This window comes from Stenotrophomonas maltophilia (assembly GCF_003970865.1).
Taxonomy (GTDB): Bacteria; Pseudomonadota; Gammaproteobacteria; order Xanthomonadales; family Xanthomonadaceae; genus Stenotrophomonas; species Stenotrophomonas maltophilia_AR.
The window spans coordinates 1-16,593 of the sequence record NZ_RXLZ01000032.1 but is presented as its reverse complement, the minus strand read 5'-3'; the positions used below and the strand labels follow the sequence as shown (position 1 = coordinate 16,593).

General features: G+C 68.4%; 11 protein-coding genes. 4 read left to right on the top strand and 7 right to left on the bottom strand.

Translation table 11 applies throughout. The annotated features are described in order from the left end of the window. The first annotated feature begins 52 nt into the window (after positions 1 to 52). Complete coding sequence (gene bioA, locus EKL94_RS12025) at positions 53 to 1,444, top strand: adenosylmethionine--8-amino-7-oxononanoate transaminase (RefSeq protein ID WP_219629556.1); 1,392 nt, start codon at positions 53 to 55, stop codon at positions 1,442 to 1,444. After that, a complete protein-coding gene (locus tag EKL94_RS12020) occupies positions 1,435 to 2,172 on the top strand; it encodes a 16S rRNA (uracil(1498)-N(3))-methyltransferase (RefSeq protein ID WP_126929281.1) in 738 nt (245 codons plus the stop codon). Before bioA ends, EKL94_RS12020 begins: the two co-directional genes overlap by 10 nt. 102 nt (positions 2,173 to 2,274) lie before the next feature. On the opposite strand, the gene EKL94_RS12015 is transcribed toward EKL94_RS12020, so the two are convergent. The 7 genes from EKL94_RS12015 to pilG all read right to left on the bottom strand — a co-directional run bounded on the left by EKL94_RS12015 (position 2,275) and on the right by pilG (position 14,252). Then, positions 2,275 to 2,739 (bottom strand): chemotaxis protein CheW, encoded by a 465-nt coding sequence (locus EKL94_RS12015; protein WP_126929280.1) that lies wholly within the window; start codon positions 2,737 to 2,739, stop codon positions 2,275 to 2,277. Further along, the gene (locus EKL94_RS12010; protein WP_126929279.1) at positions 2,736 to 4,076 is read right to left on the bottom strand and encodes a chemotaxis protein CheB; all 1,341 of its coding nucleotides are present in this window, start codon (positions 4,074 to 4,076) and stop codon (positions 2,736 to 2,738) included. The genes EKL94_RS12015 and EKL94_RS12010 overlap by 4 nt, the downstream gene beginning before the upstream one ends. Continuing rightward, entirely contained in the window at positions 4,063 to 10,761 is a 6,699-nt protein-coding gene (locus EKL94_RS12005; protein WP_126929278.1) for an Hpt domain-containing protein, read from the bottom strand. The genes EKL94_RS12010 and EKL94_RS12005 overlap by 14 nt, the downstream gene beginning before the upstream one ends. Positions 10,762 to 10,861: 100 nt before the next feature. Further along, positions 10,862 to 12,898, bottom strand: coding sequence for a methyl-accepting chemotaxis protein (locus EKL94_RS12000; protein ID WP_126929277.1), 2,037 nt, complete (start codon positions 12,896 to 12,898; stop codon positions 10,862 to 10,864). A gap of 41 nt (positions 12,899 to 12,939) precedes the next feature. Then, positions 12,940 to 13,470 (bottom strand): chemotaxis protein CheW, encoded by a 531-nt coding sequence (locus EKL94_RS11995; RefSeq protein ID WP_126929276.1) that lies wholly within the window; start codon positions 13,468 to 13,470, stop codon positions 12,940 to 12,942. After that, entirely contained in the window at positions 13,470 to 13,832 is a 363-nt protein-coding gene (locus EKL94_RS11990) for a response regulator (protein ID WP_005410717.1), read from the bottom strand. Before EKL94_RS11990 ends, EKL94_RS11995 begins: the two co-directional genes overlap by 1 nt. Positions 13,833 to 13,850: 18 nt before the next feature. Beyond that, positions 13,851 to 14,252, bottom strand: a complete 402-nt coding sequence (gene pilG / locus EKL94_RS11985) for a twitching motility response regulator PilG (protein ID WP_005418455.1) — start codon at positions 14,250 to 14,252, stop codon at positions 13,851 to 13,853. 240 nt (positions 14,253 to 14,492) lie between these two features. Between pilG and gshB the strand changes: the two genes are divergently transcribed. Continuing rightward, entirely contained in the window at positions 14,493 to 15,440 is a 948-nt protein-coding gene (gshB, locus tag EKL94_RS11980; RefSeq protein ID WP_012511876.1) for a glutathione synthase, read from the top strand. After that, positions 15,440 to 16,324, top strand: a complete 885-nt coding sequence (locus EKL94_RS11975; RefSeq protein ID WP_126929275.1) for an energy transducer TonB family protein — start codon at positions 15,440 to 15,442, stop codon at positions 16,322 to 16,324. The genes gshB and EKL94_RS11975 overlap by 1 nt, the downstream gene beginning before the upstream one ends. Positions 16,325 to 16,593: the final 269 nt, after the last annotated feature.

The following is a 16,593-nucleotide window of genomic DNA, read 5'->3' as shown; positions in this document are numbered from 1 at the left end:
CTGCGCCGGGGCCGATAGAATGTGCAGGCAGCAACATGTTCATGAGCCCGAAATGCTAGCAGACCCAACCCCCTCCCCGCTGGCCCAGCACTGGCGGCAACGCGACCTGCAGGTGCTGTGGCACCCGTGCACGCAGATGCGTGAACACCCGGACACCCTGCCGCTGGTGCCGATCGCCCGCGGCGAAGGTGCCTGGCTGATCGACCACGATGGCAATCGCTACCTGGATGCGGTCAGCAGCTGGTGGACCAACCTGTTCGGCCATGCCGAACCGCGCATCGGTGGCGCCATCGCCGCCCAGGCCACGCAGCTGGAACAGGTGATGCTGGCCGGCTTCGGCCATGAGCCAGCCATCACCCTGGCCGAACGCCTGCTGGCGCTGGCCCCGCGCCAGCCTGGCCGCGAACCGCTGGCCAAGGTGTTCTACGCCGACAACGGCTCCGCCGGCGTGGAAGTGGCGCTGAAGATGGCCTTCCAGTATTTCCAGAACCGTGGGGAACCGCGGCGCACGCGTTTCATCGCACTGGAGAACGGCTACCACGGCGAGACCCTGGGCGCGCTGGCGCTGGGTGACATCCCGCTGTATCGCCGCGTCTATGCGCCGCTGCTGGCCGAAGGGCTGTTCGCGCCGTCGCCCGACGCTTACCTGGCCGAGCCCGGCCAGAGCGCCGCGGATCGCGCGCGCCAGGCCGCCGATGGCCTGGCCACGCTGTTCGACCAGCATCCGGGCGAGATCTGTGCGGTGATCCTGGAGCCACGCCTGCAGTGCGCGGGCGGCATGCGCATGCATGACCCGGTGTACCTGCAGCGGGTGCGCGAACTGTGTGATGCGCACGGTGCATTCATGATCGCCGACGAGATCGCCACCGGTTTCGGCCGCACCGGCACCCTGTTCGCCTGCGAGCAGGCCGGAGTGATGCCAGACCTGATGTGCCTCTCGAAAGGCCTGACCGGCGGCTTTCTGCCGCTGGCCGCCGTGCTGGCGACGCAGGCCCTGTACGACGCGTTCCTCGACGACTCGCGCGAGCGCGCGTTCCTGCACTCGCACAGCTACACCGGTAACCCGCTGGCCTGCGCGGCCGCGCTGGCGACGCTGGATATCTTCCGCGACGACGATGTGATCGCCCGCAACCGCGGCATCGCCTCGGTGATGGGCACGCTGGCCGCACCGTTCAGCGACCATCCGCACGTGGCCGACGTGCGCCAGGCCGGCATGGTGGTGGCGTTCGAGCTGTCGCGCGACGGCAACAAGCGCACGCCGTTCGACCCGGCATTGCGGCTGGGCCTGCATGCCTACAAGGCCGCGCTGAAGCGTGGCGTGGTGCTGCGTCCGCTGGGCGACGTGCTGTACTGGATGCCACCCTACTGCGTGGATGATGAACAACTGGAGCTGCTGGCACATACCACGCTGGCGGCGATTGACGAGGCGATTGCATGCGCGTGACCCGCTGCCCCATCGACCTGGCGCTGCACAGCGGCCAGACCGTGACCCTGCCGGAAGAGACGGCCAACCACCTGGTACGGGTGATGCGCATGCGCGAGGGCGATACCTGCGTGCTGTTCAATGGTGACGGCCACGACTACAGCGCGACGCTGACCGTGGCCGGCAAGCGCGAGGTGCAGGTCCGCATCGACGCCGTGCAGGCCATCGACAATGAATCACCGCTGGCGATCACCCTGCTGCAGGGCATCGCGCGTGGCGAGAAGATGGACCTGATCCTGCAGAAGGCCACCGAACTGGGCGTGGCGGCGATCATTCCGGTCAACGCCGAGCGCACCGAGGTGAAGCTGGATGCGGCACGGGCCGAGAAGCGGGTGGCGCACTGGAACAACGTGGTGACCTCCGCCTGTGGCCAGTCCGGGCGCGCGCGCATTCCGCAGGTGGGCCCGCCGCTGTCGCTGGCGCAGGCCGCGGCGGCACTGCCGGCCGATACGCTGCGGCTGACCCTGGACCCACTGGGCGCACATCGCCTGTCGACGCTGGCGGCCGCGCCGGCAGGCGGCATCGTGATCGCGATCGGCCCGGAAGGTGGCTGGTCGCCGCGCGACCGGGATCAGCTGGCGGCGGCAGGCTTCCAGGGCCTGCAGCTGGGCCCGCGCATCCTGCGCACGGAAACCGCCGGCCTGGCCGCGATTGCAGCATTGCAGGCGCGGTTGGGCGATCTGGGGTAAGGCGGATTGGTGGTAGTGCCGGCCGCTGGCCGGCATCCACTGAATCATGCGGTTGCCGGCCAGCGGCCGGCACTACCGGGAATCCGACCGGCGGATTCCCGATCAGGCCGCCAGCGAATCCAGGGCGGCTTCCAGTGCATCCAGGTTCGGCAGCAGCGCGCTCTGCTCACCCAGCAGCACGCGCATGTGCACGATCTGCGGCAGGGTTTCTTCGGAGGCATCGGCCAGCAGGCCATCGCGCGGCACCGAGATCAGCTGCGGGAAGTTCTGGGTCAGCAGCGCGTAGTACGGGCGGTGTGCGTTGCCGCTGAGGGCCTTCAGCACGACGACCTTGTTGTGGCCGCCCACGGCTTCCTCGCCCAGGCCGGAAAGGCGCGCGAACGACACCAGCGGCACCTGCCAGCCGTGCCAGCCGATTTCGCCGACCAGCCAGCGCGGGGCGTCGGAAACCGGCTGCACCGGCACGCGCGACATCATTTCGGCCACGGTGGCATTGGGCAGCAGCACGCGCTCGTTGCCGGCCTGGATCAGGACGCCGCGGATTTCGTCATTGCTGGCATAGCTCATGGTGCCTCTCCGTTATCGTCTTCCACGCCCCAGCGCGAGGCGATGGCCTGCGCCAGTTCCTGTGGCTCACCCGCCACCATGCCAGCGGCGACCACCGCCGTGGCTGCGGCAGGGTCATAGCAGCCCTCGCCCACCTGCCCGGCCACCCAGGCACCGGCGGCGGCCAGATCCAGCGCCGGACCAACATGCGCAAGATCGGCGCCGCTGAGCAGGACCAGCGCAGTGTGGTCGGCCGGCAGCGCGGCAATCGAAATGCCCTGCGCGTCGCTGACGAAATGCAGGCCGTCACTGGCTGCCTGCACGCCGATGTCATCGGCCAGCACGTGCACTTCACCGGGTGTTGCACGCTGGCCGGCTTCAGCCAGCTGCACCGGCAGCGGCGACACGCGTGCCATCTGCTTGACCAGGTTGCCGTAGCGCCCGCCATCCAGGCGCATGTGCACCAGGACCGGCACGCCCAGCGAAGACGGCAGCGCGCCGAGCAGGCGACGCAGCGCATCCGGGCCACCGATGCCGGCCAGCACCAGCAGCGATCCGGCGCGTGCGCCCACGGGCGCTGCGGCATCGAGATCGACCAGGCTCAGATGACCGGTATCGAAGGAAGGCAGCGGTACCTCCACTGCAGCGTGGTGCGAAACGGCTGCCGGGGCATCGGCCACGTCCTCGACCAGCGACCAGGCGGTGTGGTCGAAGGAGACCGGCGGCAGGGGCGGTGCTGCGGGCGCGGTCTCTGCCAGCGACGGCAGTGCGGGCGGCTCCAGCGGCTCGGGCACGACCGGCTGCAACGCCGCCAGCGCCTGTTCCAGCGCGATCGGTTCGTGCAGCTGCGCGGGCGGCGAGTACAGGCTGTCAGCGGGAACCTCGTCGGCCCAGCTCAATGCCTGGTCCAGGTGCGGCTGCAACGCTTCTTCCTGCGGCGCCGGCGGTGGTGCCGAGTGTCCCGGCTCCAGCTGCAGGCTGGGTTCTTCTTCGGCCCCCGGCGGCAACACCTGCTGGTGACCATGCAGCTTGGCGGCCAGATGACGGCCCCAGCGCTGGGCCTCCCAGCCATCACGACGTGCGGCCAGTTCGGCCTCGTCGAAGACCAGGGTCAGGCCCGGTGCGGACAACACCGCTTCCAGGCGCTCCAATGCATCTTCGATGGCGGCCTCCAGCGCGATCACCACGAACTGCGGGCGCGCCTCCTGCAGGACCCGCGCCTCCAGCGTGTTGGGATCATCTTCCAGCACCAGCTGTACATCGGCGTGCGACAACGCCTCGCGCAGGCGCTCACGCGCCGCGCCGGGACGGGCCAGCAGGGCAACGGCCGGAGCCGATTGGGTTTCACTCACGGACACGGGCGATCCCCAGCAGGTCGTACACGTTACGCATCAGGTCCAGTTCCTGGTACGGCTTGCCCAGGTAACGCTGGACACCGATCTCGAAGGCGCGCTGGCGGTGCTTGTCGCCGCTGCGCGAAGTGATCATCACGATCGGCACGTCCTTGTAGCGCGGGTCGGCACGCATCGCGGTGGCGAGCTCGTAGCCATCCATGCGCGGCATCTCGATATCCAGCAGCATCAGGTCCGGCACGCGCTCTTCCAGGCGCTCCAGCGCCTCCACGCCGTCGCGGGCGACACTGACCTCGAAATTGTGGCGTTCGAGGATGCGGCCGGTGACCTTGCGCATGGTCAGCGAGTCGTCCACCACCATCACCAGCGGCACCTGGCGCTCCTGGCGCGGTGCGTTGGCCAGCACAGGCAGCGTCGGGTTGGCGAGGAAGCGGCGCACCAGCGGCGCAACGTCCAGGATCACCACCACGCGGCCATCGCCGGTGATGGTGGCGCCGTAGATGCCCGGCACCGACGCGATCTGCAGGCCGACCGGCTTGACCACGATTTCGCGGTTGCCCAGTACCTGGTCGATCGCCACGGCGGCACGCAGATCACCGGCACGGACCAGCAGCAGCGGCACCTGGTCCTGGCCATCGGCACGCGCCGGGGCCTGCCCGACCAGGCTGCCGAGGTCGTACAGCGGATAGTCTTCGCCGCTGTAGCGGTAGCTGCTGTCGGCAGCTTCGAAGCGCTCGCGCGACAGGCGGCCGATACCACTGACCGAGGCCACCGGCACCGCGAAGGTGGTTTCGCCGATCTGCACGAACACCGCCTGGGTGACGGCCAGCGTCTGCGGCAGGCGCAGGGTGAAGCGCACGCCCTGGCCCCGCACCGACTGGATGTCGACCGAGCCACCGAGCTGGCGCACTTCGTTGCGCACCACGTCCATGCCCACGCCGCGGCCGGCCAGCTGGCTGACCTGGTCGGCGGTGGTGAAGCCGGACGCGAAGATCAGGTTGTCCAGCTCCTGCTCGTTCGGCTGCGCATCGGCGGCCAGCAGGCCACGGTCGATGGCGCGGCGGCGGATCGCTTCGCGGTCCAGGCCAGCGCCGTCATCGGCCACTTCCAGCACGATTTCCGAACCTTCGCGGTGCAGGCGGATGGCGATCTCGCCCTCCTCCGGCTTGCCGGCGGCGCGGCGCTGTTCCGGCGCTTCCAGGCCATGGGCCACGGAGTTGCGCAGCATGTGTTCCAGCGGCGCGACCATGCGGTCGAGGACGTTGCGGTCCAGTTCGCCGTGGGTACCCTCCAGGGTCAGGTGGACCTGCTTGCCGGTATCCATGCCGGACTGGCGGACCACGCGGCGCAGGCGCGGCACCAGGCCATCGAACGGCACCATGCGCGCGCGCATCAGTCCATCCTGCAGCTCGGAGCTGACGCGCGACTGCTGCTGCAGCAGCGAATCGTACTGGCGCGACAGATCGTCCAGCACGCCCTGCAGGCCACCCAGGTCGGCCGCCGACTCGTTCAGCGCACGGCTGAGCTGCTGCAGGGTGGAGAAGCGGTCCAGTTCCAGCGGATCGAACTTCTGGTCGGCCTGGTCCTGCTCGCGCTGGTAGCGGGCGACGATCTGCGCCTCGGTTTCCAGGTCGAGTCGGCGCAGCTGGTCGCGGAGTCGCGCATTGGTGCGCTCCAGTTCGCCCATGGCACCACGGAAGGCACCCAGCTGCTGTTCAAGCCGCGAGCGGTAGATCGCCACTTCACCGGCATGGTTGACCAGGCGGTCGAGCAGGTCGGCGCGCACGCGCACCTGCTCCTGCTGCGGACGCGCCAGTGGATCTTCATCGACCACGCCCTCGGCCGGCAGCGGAGCCGACAGCGGCGCATCGACCGGCGGCGTCAGCGTGCCCGCAGCCTGTGCCGGCACGGTCTCGGCCTCATTGGCCGCACGCGCGGCCGCAGCGGCTGCGGCGATATCGGTGGTGGTTCTGACCTCGAAGGCCTCGACCAGATCCTGCGCCGGCTCCACCACGCGGTGCGCGCCGGTGCGGGTGAGCAGCTGGTGCAGGCGGTCAAAGCCACGTTCCAGCAGCTGCACGTCGCGGCGCTCGATCTCGGTACGGCCGGCGGCCACCGCTTCCAGCAACGATTCGATGCTGTGGCCGAGGTCGCCGATGGCATTGATGCCGGCCATGCGTGCGCCACCCTTGAGGGTGTGCAGGTCACGCTGCAGGCCGGCCAGCACCTCGCGATCCTGCGGTGCATCGCGCAGTTCGCTGATCAGGCCATCGCAGTGGTCGAGCAGGTCCTTGCCTTCCTCGACAAAGATATCGACCAGCTCGCGGTCGTACACGCTGAAGTCAAGTGCGTCGGCGCCGTCTTCGGCATCCGCCGCAACAGGCGCCTGCTCGTGGTGCGGCGCGCGGGGCGCGACGTCGGCCTCTGCGATCTCTGCATCTGCATCTGCATCGACCGTGCCCTGGCCCGGTGCGTCTTCCATTTCGAAGAAGCGCACCGCAGCAGCGCTGTCCTGCGGAGCCTCCGCGGTGATCTCCTCAATCACCGTCGCCGGGGACGGCTGATCGGCGCTCTCTCCTTCACCGACCGCCGCCTCCCCGCCGACGTCCGCATCCTCGGCAAAGGCATCTGCCTCGCCCGGCGCGAGTTCGCTGGCCTGGAGGCCGATCACGGGCCACTGCCCGTCGTCGTCCAGGGTCTGCTCTTCCTCGATCACGTGCAGGCCGGCCTCGAGCGCGGCTGCCAGCGTGACCGGTTCTGCAAAACCCGGCACAGCCATTTCATCCTGCAGGCTCGACAGCTCGCTGTCGAGTGGCAGTGCAGCAGCGTCGTCAATGACGCTGTCATCGCCGCTACCCGAATCAAAGGACAACGGCCTATTCAGGTCGATCGCGTCAACTTCGGCAGACACCGACCGCTCTTCCCCGTCGCGGTCATCCACCGGCAGCGCACTGGCGTCGAGGTACGGCGACAGATCGTCGGCCATGGTCAGATCAGCGTCGTCGACCGTCGCGATCGTGGGCACGGCATCTGCTTCGGTCACTTCGACAACAGGCGCACTCTCGACCGGCTGGATCGATTCAATCTCGCCGGTGTCCGCCACGACGGGTTCATCCTCGCCCGGCACCGACGGCCAGCCGGCGTCGAAGTAACGCGAAAGATCGTCGCTGGCGGTCAGCTCGCCCACGTCCAGGCCGCTGTCGGCCGCGACGTCCAGCGTCTGCGGGTCGGTTGCAGCTGGAACCGGTTCCAGCGCATCTTCGGCAAGCGGCTGCGGCTCGGCAATGAGATCGGGCGCCGCATCGAAAGCGGACGACATGCTGGTTTCGTCCGGCGTGTCCAGCCCGGCCAGCGGCGCTTCGGCTTCGGATGCCTGCTCGACATCAGGCGCCAGCTCGATGCCCTCTTCATCCTCGTCTTCCAGCGCGAACAGCGGCCAGCGCGCTTCCGGCAGCTCGCCGGCCAATGCCTGCAGCCGCTGCACCAACGCGCCCTGCGGAACAATGCGCGGCTGTTCGGCCTGCAGCGCCTCCATGGTCGCGGTGATCGCCTGCGCGGTCGCGTCCAGTGCGGCTACGCCTTCGTCGCCAGGCACCACGTCGGCGGCGAGTGCGCGCTTGATGTAGGACTCGGCACCGCCGGTGACCGCCGTGATCTCCGGCACTTCGGTCATCGCGAAGGCGCCGTTCATGGTGTGCACCGCACGCAGCAGTGCGTCGCTGACCGGCTGCGGTGCCTGCTGCGCCGAGCGCAACCAGTCCTGCAGGGTCGCCTGGTGGACTTCGACCTCGGCCTCGAGGATCTCGCGCAGCACGCTGTCGATGTTGGCCGGGGTACCGGCGTCTTCCGCCACTGCGGTGGCATCGGCCTGCGCCGACGCAGCAGCCTCGGCATCCAGCAGGCGGCTGATTTCGTCTTCGCCTTCGGACGCGGCCAGTGTCGCTGCCGGTGCGGCCGCAGCCGGCAACGGCACGTAGAAGGTCTCCTCGCCAGCACCGACCCGATCGGCAATGGCCTGCATCGCCTGCAGGTCCACGCTGATGCGCTGGCCATGGCGCAGCGCGGCGTTCAACTGCGGCAGCGCGGCATATGCGTTGTCGACCATCGCCAGCACGGCCGGAGTCGCCGGGCGGCTGCCATCGAGCACGCGGTTGAGCATGCCTTCGATTTTCCAGGCGAACTCGCCCAGGGTGCGCGCACCCACCAGGCGACCGCTGCCCTTGAGGGTGTGGAAGATGCGGCGGATCGGCCGCAGCCGGTCCATGTTGTCCAGCTGCATGCGCCATGCCGGCAGCAGCGTGCCAAGGTTGGCAAGCTCGTCGTCGAACTCTTCCAGGAACACCTCGCGGATGTCCTCGTCGATGTTCTCGGCATCGTCGTCGAAGCCGGCCTCGAAGCCGGCCTCGGTTTCTGCCACGACAGGGTTGTCCGCAGTGGGCGGAGCCGCCGTGGCCTGCGGATTGAAGTCGGCCGCCGCGGCGCTCAGCTCGGCAAAGAACTGCGCGTCGGCTTCGCTGAAATCGATGGGTGCGATGGTGTCGATATCAATCACCGACACCGCCGGTGCTGGTACATCGGAGGCCGGCGTCAGCACCTCGGCCATCGGCGCGGGCACGTCCTCCGGCACATCCACCGGCACGGCGTCCACTTCGGCAACCCCAGGGCTTTCGTCCACCAGCACGGGCGTGGCGGTATCGACGATCTCCAGCGAAGGATGCAATCCGGCGTCGTCGTCCAGCGACAGCGTCTCCATCGCATGCAGCGACAGCACGTCGTCGGCATTGTCCAGCGCATCGGCGTCGAAACGGAACACCACGTCGTCACCGGCGGCAACCGCATCGTGCTCGGCAGCCACCGGGTCGAACACCGGCGCGGAAAAGGCAGCGGTGTCGAAGGGCACCGACGCGTCGACGTCGCCCTCGATATCCATCACGGCCACATCGGCCACTGCCGGCGGCGTTGCCTCCGACAGCGTCCACTGCGGTGCCGGTTCCACTCTGGTTTCTGCCCGCTCGAAACTGACCGGGTCGAAGCTGGCAAAGGTCGGGCTGCGCTCGTCTTCGGCACTCGCGGCCGGATCGGAGTCCGGATGGAACGGTGCGAGATCCCATTGCGGCACGTCGGGCGCAGGCGCGCTGGAGGCGGCGAAGACCAGCGGTGTATCTGCGTCGTCATGCAGCGACAGCGGTGCGGATGCAACGGTCCCCAGCGCACCGAACATCAGGCGGTTGTCCGCCACCTCCGGTGCAGGCGTGGCCGGTGGCGGATCAAAGGTAAAGTCCGGCAGCGGCACCGGCACAGTGCCGGCGGCGGGTGCGGCCGGCTGCACCGGAATCTCGATGCGCTCCGGCTGCAACGGCTCGGCCTGCAGCGCGACCGGCTCGCGGTCCACCAGCAGCGATGCGAACGGAATCGGCGCGGCGGCAACAGGTTCCACCGCGTTGCGGTCCGGCAACGGCCAATAGCGCAGCGCTTCAAGGCTGCTGCGGGTGATGTCAAGGATGTCCTCGCGGCCCGGGCGGCGGTCGCGCAGGGCTTCGAGGTAGTACTCCAGGCTGGCCATGGCATCGGCCAGGGTGTCCAGCTGGCGGCCACTGGGCACGCGCTGGCGACCGATCAGCTCGGCTTCGATGTACTGCTGCACACCGCGCAGGTAATCGGCAGCCGTACCCAGATCCAGCATGCGCAGCGCGCCGGAGACATCGCCCAGCAGGCGCGGCACGTCCTGCAGCTCGGCATGGTTCCAGCTGGTTTCGATGAAGGCGACGAAATGCTCGCGGGCGGCGGCGAAGTTGGCGATGGCTTCATGCGCCAGCACCTCCACCGTGCGCCGGTTCTCCACCGCGCTCGGATCGTCCTCGCCACTACCGCCGGCGCCCAGGTGGGCGACCTGGTCGTCCAGCGAGGCATCCACGTAGAGCAGTGCCCCGGCGATATCCAGCAGCAGGTTTTCGTCGATCTGCTGGCGGCCTTCCACCACGCCACGCAGTGCATCACGCTGCTGCACAACCACGCCGCGGGCAACGCCCAGGCCCATCATGCCCAGCGTATCGGCCACCGCACCGAGTTCGTTGGCCTGGGTCTGCAGCTGCTCCGGCGCACCGCCGGTACGCAGGTGCAGGTCCAGCGCATCCTTGATGCGCAGCAGTTCTTCCTTCACCGCACTGCCCACGGTATCGAGCAACTCGCGGTTGCGCCCGCTCAGGCTGCCGCGGGCATGGTCCAGCTCGGCCTCGGTGGCGGTGACGCTGTCTGGTGCGAATGCCAGCAGCACGCTGTCATGCACGCCTTCTTCGCCACGCGCTGCACGGATCTCGTTGAGCAGTGGCATCAGCACGATCGGGATGTCGCGGTGACCGTTCTGCAGGCGCTCCAGGTAATCGGGCAGCAGCACGCTGCCACGCATCAGGGTCGCGCAGGCTTCATCCCGATCGGCCACGCCACCGGCGCCGATGGCATTGGCCAGCTGTTCAAGCTCCTCGGCCACCATCGCCGGGGCGTACAGCTCGACCATGCGCAGGGTGCCCTGCACCTGGTGCAGGTAGCCGGCGCAGATGCGCATGCGGCTGGCATCGGTCGGGTCTTCCGCGTAGTACTCGACCTCGTTGCGCACCTGGCGCAGGGTCTCGTCCAGCTCGGGCTTGACCCAACCCAGCGCTGCGTGGCTCATCGCATCGCGCAGACTGCTCATGGACGCGCTCCGTTCGCCGCCGCGCGGAAGCCGCGCGAGTTCTGGCGTGGGGAATGGAAATGCTTCATCGACTGGTTCCTTGCTCGCCGCCCTGCCCGCGTCACGCCGGCAGCTTGAAGTCGGCGACCGAACGACGCAGGTCGGCCGCCAGCTGCGCGAGGTGGCCGATCGATTCGGCGGTCTGCCCGGCACCCTGCGAGGTCTGGCCGGTGATCTGCCGGATCACGCCCATGGTGCGGGTGATGTCCGAGGCCGCAGCCGACTGCTGCTGGGCGGCGATGGAGATGTTCTTGATGAGGGTGTTCAGTGCATTGGACACGCGCTCGATTTCGGTCAGCGCGGTGCCGGCGTCTTCGGCCAGGCGTGCACCGGACACCACTTCGGCGGTGGTCTGCTCCATCGACGTGACCGCCTCGTTGGTATCGGCCTGAATCGCCTGCACCAGGTTCTCGATGCGTCGGGTCGCGCCGGAGGTACGTTCTGCCAGGCGTTGCACTTCGTCGGCCACGACCGCGAAACCGCGACCGGCTTCACCGGCCGAAGCCGCCTGGACCGCTGCGTTCAACGCCAGGATGTTGGTCTGTTCGGAAATGTCGTTGATCAGTTCCACGATCGAGCCGATTTCCTGCGACGACTCACCCAGGCGCTTGATGCGCTTGGAGGTTTCCTGGATCTGGTCACGGATCTGGTCCATGCCCTGGATGGTCTCGCGCACCACGCCGGCACCTTCGGCGGCGATCACCACCGAACGCTGTGCCACGTCGGCCGACTCGGCCGAGTTGCGCGATACCTGTTCGATGCTCGCCGCGATTTCGCCGATGCGGTCCGACGCCGAGGTGATCTGGTTGGCCTGGTGGCCCGCCGCCTCTGCCAGCTGCATGGCGGTGGCCTGGGTTTCCTGGGTGGACAGCGCGACCTTGGCCGAGGTGTCGTTGATGGTGGTCACCAGGTGGCGCAGCTCGTCGACCGCGTAATTGATTGCGTCGGCGATGGCGCCGGTCATGTCCTCGGTCACCGAGGCCTTCACGGTCAGGTCGCCCTCACCCAGCGAGGAGATTTCGTCCAGCAGCCGCATGATCGCCTGCTGGTTGCGGCTGTTGAACTCCACCTGGGTCTGGTAGCGCAGTTCCTGCTCGCGCGAGCGGCTGCGCACGTTGGTGGAGACGAAGCCGATGATCGCGATCAGCGACAGCGCACCGGACACCACGCCGATCCAGAAGTTCGGGAACAGGCGGGTATCGGACACCGAGCCGAACGATGAGAACGCCTCGAACAGCTTGCGGCTGTCGTCCAGCATGTGCGCCGAACCCTGGCCCAGTGCCGTGGCCGCCGACTGCGCGGCGAACAGCTGGCGCGAGCTGGCCAGGATCGCGTCGGCGTCCTGCTTCATCGCTTCCCACTTCTGCTGCGACTGCTCCAGCGCGGCCACGGCGGCAGCGCCGCGCACGGCGGTGATGCCCAGTTCCTCGTTGCCGTTGCGCAGGCCATCGAGCACCTGCGAGAACACGGTGATGTCACGTGCCAGCGCATCGCCGGCCGTAGCAGCACCACTGCCACCGGCACGCATTTCGGTCACGCGGCGGGCCATGGAGCCGGCCACCACCACCTGCTGCAGCGCGCTGTACACCTGCGCCGACGGCGCACCGGAGGCGGACATCGCACGCACCAGCTCGTTCAGCTGTGCCTGCAGGCCCGGTACTGCACCGCTGAAGTTGTTGGCGTTGCCGGCCAGGGCCAGCACCGCCGGCTCACTGGCGACCAGCTGCCCGGCCTGCTTGCCCAACGGCGCCCAGGTTACGCCCAGGGTGGCGATCGCACCGGACACGCCCGGCTCCTTGCCGTAGCGCCCCTGCAGGGTCGACACGTTCTGTTCGATCGCGTTGCGGGTCGCCTTGAAAGCGGTGAACGCCTGTGCGTTGCCGCCCACCGCGTCACGGCCCTGGTTGGCCAGCTGCTGTGACAGCACCTGCAGGTCGGCCGCCTTGGAACCGGCATCGGCCAGGCGACTGCCCTGCCAGGTGGCGACGCCGGTGTTGACGCCGAACAGGATCATCGATGCCAGCAGCAGGAACAGCCAGAGGTTGCTGCCGCCCAGCCGCAGCTTGCCGGTCTTGGTGGCGTCCGAAGCAGTACTCATCGTTCAACCTCGATCTTCAATGCAGGGGGCGATGCCCGGCCTCAGGCCGCGGCTTGCCGGAATTCAGGGGTACGCGACAGCAGCGAGAGCGAGAACACGCCCCAGTCGTGGCCGTCGGCGTGGAAGGCGCGATCGACGAAGTGGCCGTAACGCCCTTCGGCCAGCGTGCCGGCCGCGATCTGCTGGTCCAGTTGGAAGCTGCGCTGGCCAAACAGTTCATCGATGGTCAGGGCGACGTCGCCGCCGGCCTGCCGCATGATCAGCACGCGCTGGCCTTCCTGCTGCACGGTACGCGTGCCTTCCAGGAAGTACTTCAGGTCGACCACCGGGAACAGGTTGCCGCGCAGGTTGCCCACGCCCAGCAGCCACGGCTGCGCGCACGGCACCGGGGTCACCGGCGGCATCGGCACGATTTCCACCACTTCGCGGAAATCGGACACCAGCCGGCGCTGGCCGACGCGGTAACCCACGCCACGCCAGAGGTCCTGGGCGAACTGCCGCTCGGGCAGCTGCACCGCATGGGCCAGGCTGCGCCGTTCGTAGGCTTCGAGAATGTCGAAGGGCGAGCGCATCAGGCCACCAGTTCGTTGATCCGCGCGATCAGTTCATCCTCGCGCGGCGGCTTGACGATGTAATCGGCCGCGCCCTGGCGCAGGCCCCATGCCTTGTCGGTTTCCATCGCCTTGGTGCTGACGATGATCACCGGGATGTGCTTGATCGCCGCATCACGGGCCATCGCGCGGGTGGCCTGGAAGCCGCTCATGCCGGGCAGGACCACGTCCATCAGCACCAGCTGCGGCACCTGGTCGCGGACCAGCTGCAGTCCATCCTCGGCGTTGTCCGCTTCCAGCACCTCGTGGCCGGCACGGCGCAGCCACTGGGTGAACACCGCGCGGTCGGTCGGTGAATCCTCGATCAGAACGATACGAGCCATTGTGCCTTTCCCCCCTGGTCAGGCGTTGACGTATGTGCGGATGGCACCCAGCAGTTCTTCACGCGTGAAAGGCTTCGTCAGGTACTGCTCCGAGCCGACGATGCGTCCCCGCGCCTTGTCGAACAGGCCATCCTTGGACGAGAGCATGATGACCGGGGTCGCCTTGAACAGCTGGTTGCCCTTGATCAGCGCACAGGTCTGGTACCCGTCCAGGCGCGGCATCATGATGTCGACGAAGATGATCTGCGGTTGCTGGTCTGCGATCTTCGCAAGCGCTTCGAAGCCGTCGGTGGCGGTGACCACCTCGCAGCCTTCGCGCTTGAGCAGCGTTTCCGCAGTCCTGCGGATGGTCTTCGAATCATCGATGACCATCACCCGGAGTCCTGCGAGTTCCCCGCCCGCAGTCGTGTTTTCAGTCATTGCCTATCCCCAAGCGCACGGCCCGATCTCTGGCGGGGGCCGCTACGAAAGCGTATCTATATCGCACTTTCCGCGCCCGCTTCAAGGCCGCCCCATGGCGCGGGGCGTGGCACCCTCCTGAACGTGACGGGTTTCGCAATGAGTGCGCGAGCGCCGGACGGACGCTGCGTTGCAGTACGGCGGGGAGGCGCGCGAGCGGCGTTGCCGCTACCATCAACGCCTTGCCTGACAGGTGCGCCCATGCCGTTGAACGTCATCGTGGTGATGGATCCCATCGCCCACATCAAGATCGCCAAGGACACCACCTTTGCCATGCTGCTGGAAGCCCAGCGCCGCGGCCATGCCCTGCACTATGTGCGCCCGGGCGGCCTGGCCCTGGAGGGTGGCGTAGCGGTGGCCCAGACCGCGCCGCTGCAGGTGCGCGACGACCCGGCCGGCTGGTATGAGCTGGGCGCATTCAGCCGCACCGAATTTGGCCCCGGCCAGATCGTGCTGATGCGCAAGGACCCGCCGGTCGACGCCGAATACATCTACGACACCCAGGTGCTGGACGTGGCCGCAGCGGCCGGCGCCTGCGTGGTCAACAACCCGCAGGGCCTGCGCGACTACAACGAGAAGCTGGCCGCGCTGCTGTTCCCGCAGTGCTGCCCGCCGACCCTGGTCAGCCGCGACGCCAAGGCCTTGAAGGCCTTCGCGCTGGAACACGGCCAGGCCGTACTGAAGCCGCTGGACGGCATGGGCGGCCGCTCGATCTTCCGCAGCGGCCAGGGCGATCCGAACCTGAACGTGATCCTGGAAACGCTGACCGACGGCGGCCACAGGATGGCGCTGGCCCAGAAGTTCATTCCCGACATCACCGCCGGCGACAAGCGCATCCTGCTGGTCGATGGCGAACCGGTCGACTACTGCCTGGCGCGCATCCCGCAGGGCGATGAATTCCGCGGCAACCTTGCCGCCGGCGGCCGCGGCGAAGGCCGCCCGCTGAGCGAGCGCGATCGCTGGATCGCCGCCCAGGTCGGCCCGGAGATGAAGCGTCGTGGCATGCGTTTTGTCGGCCTGGACGTGATCGGCGACTACCTGACCGAGGTCAACGTGACCAGCCCGACCTGCGTGCGCGAACTGGACGCACAGTACGGCCTGAACATCGCCGGCACCCTGTTCGACGCGCTCGAGGCCGGCCTGCGCTGATGCCGTCCGCACCTGCCGTCCTGCCCCCGCCGCCGCGCGAAGCGCAACGGCTGGGGGCGACCATCGCGCTGTCTGTGCTGGTCCACGCCCTGCTGATCCTGGGCGTGGGCTTTGCCGTGAAGGGCGATGCGCCGCTGGTGCCGACGCTGGAAGTGATCTTCAGCCAGACCCGCACCACGCTGACGCCGAAGCAGGCTGATTTCCTGGCCGCGGCCAACCAGGAAGGCGGTGGCGAGCACGACCGCGCACAGCGCCCGCGCGACAACCAGGCCGGCATTGTGCCGCAGGCCCAGTCCGGGCTGAGCCCGGTGCCGCAGCAGCAGCAATCGGCCGCACCGGTTCCGCCGCCGCAGGCACGGGTGGTCAGCAGCCGCAATGGCGAAGAGGTGGTCGCGCAGGCACAGTCCCGGCCCACGCCGGATCAGCCCGAACCGGACGCACCGCTGAGCGCGCGCGAGCAGCGCGACGTGGAAATGGCCCGACTGGCCGCCGAAGTCCATCTGCGCTCGGCGCAGTACGCCAAGCGCCCGAACCGCAAGTTCGTGTCGGCCAGCACGCGCGAATATGCCTATGCCAATTACCTGCGTGCCTGGGTCGACCGCGCCGAGCGCGTAGGCAACCTGAATTACCCGGACGAGGCGCGGCAGCGCCGTCTCGGTGGCCAGGTGGTGATCAGCGTGGGCGTGCGCCGCGATGGCAGCGTGGAGAGCAGCCGGATCCTGCGTTCGAGCGGAACGCCGCTGCTGGATGAGGCGGCACTGCGGGTGGTGAAGCTGGCGCAGCCGTTCCCGCCGTTGCCGAAGACCGAAGATGAGATCGACATCCTGCAGGTCACCCGCACGTGGGTGTTCCTGCCGGGCGGCACCCTGCACGACGACCGGTAGGGTTTTGTTGCCCGGGCCTGCGGCCCGGGACCCGCTGGAAGGCTAGAGCAACGGCAACAGCAACAGCGGCGGTTGGTGTACTGAAGCGTGGCGAGGCGGTGTCGGGCGGCGGGGACGCCGCAAGTACGTCCGTGTAGGCTTAGCCGCGGCATCCATGCCGCGGATACCCCCGCAACCGGACCCACCCCGCCTTCGACAGTTTCCTGCGATCTGTCGGAACGGCGTTCTGCTTTGGTGGGTGCCGACCGTTGGTCGGCACGGGGTCTGAT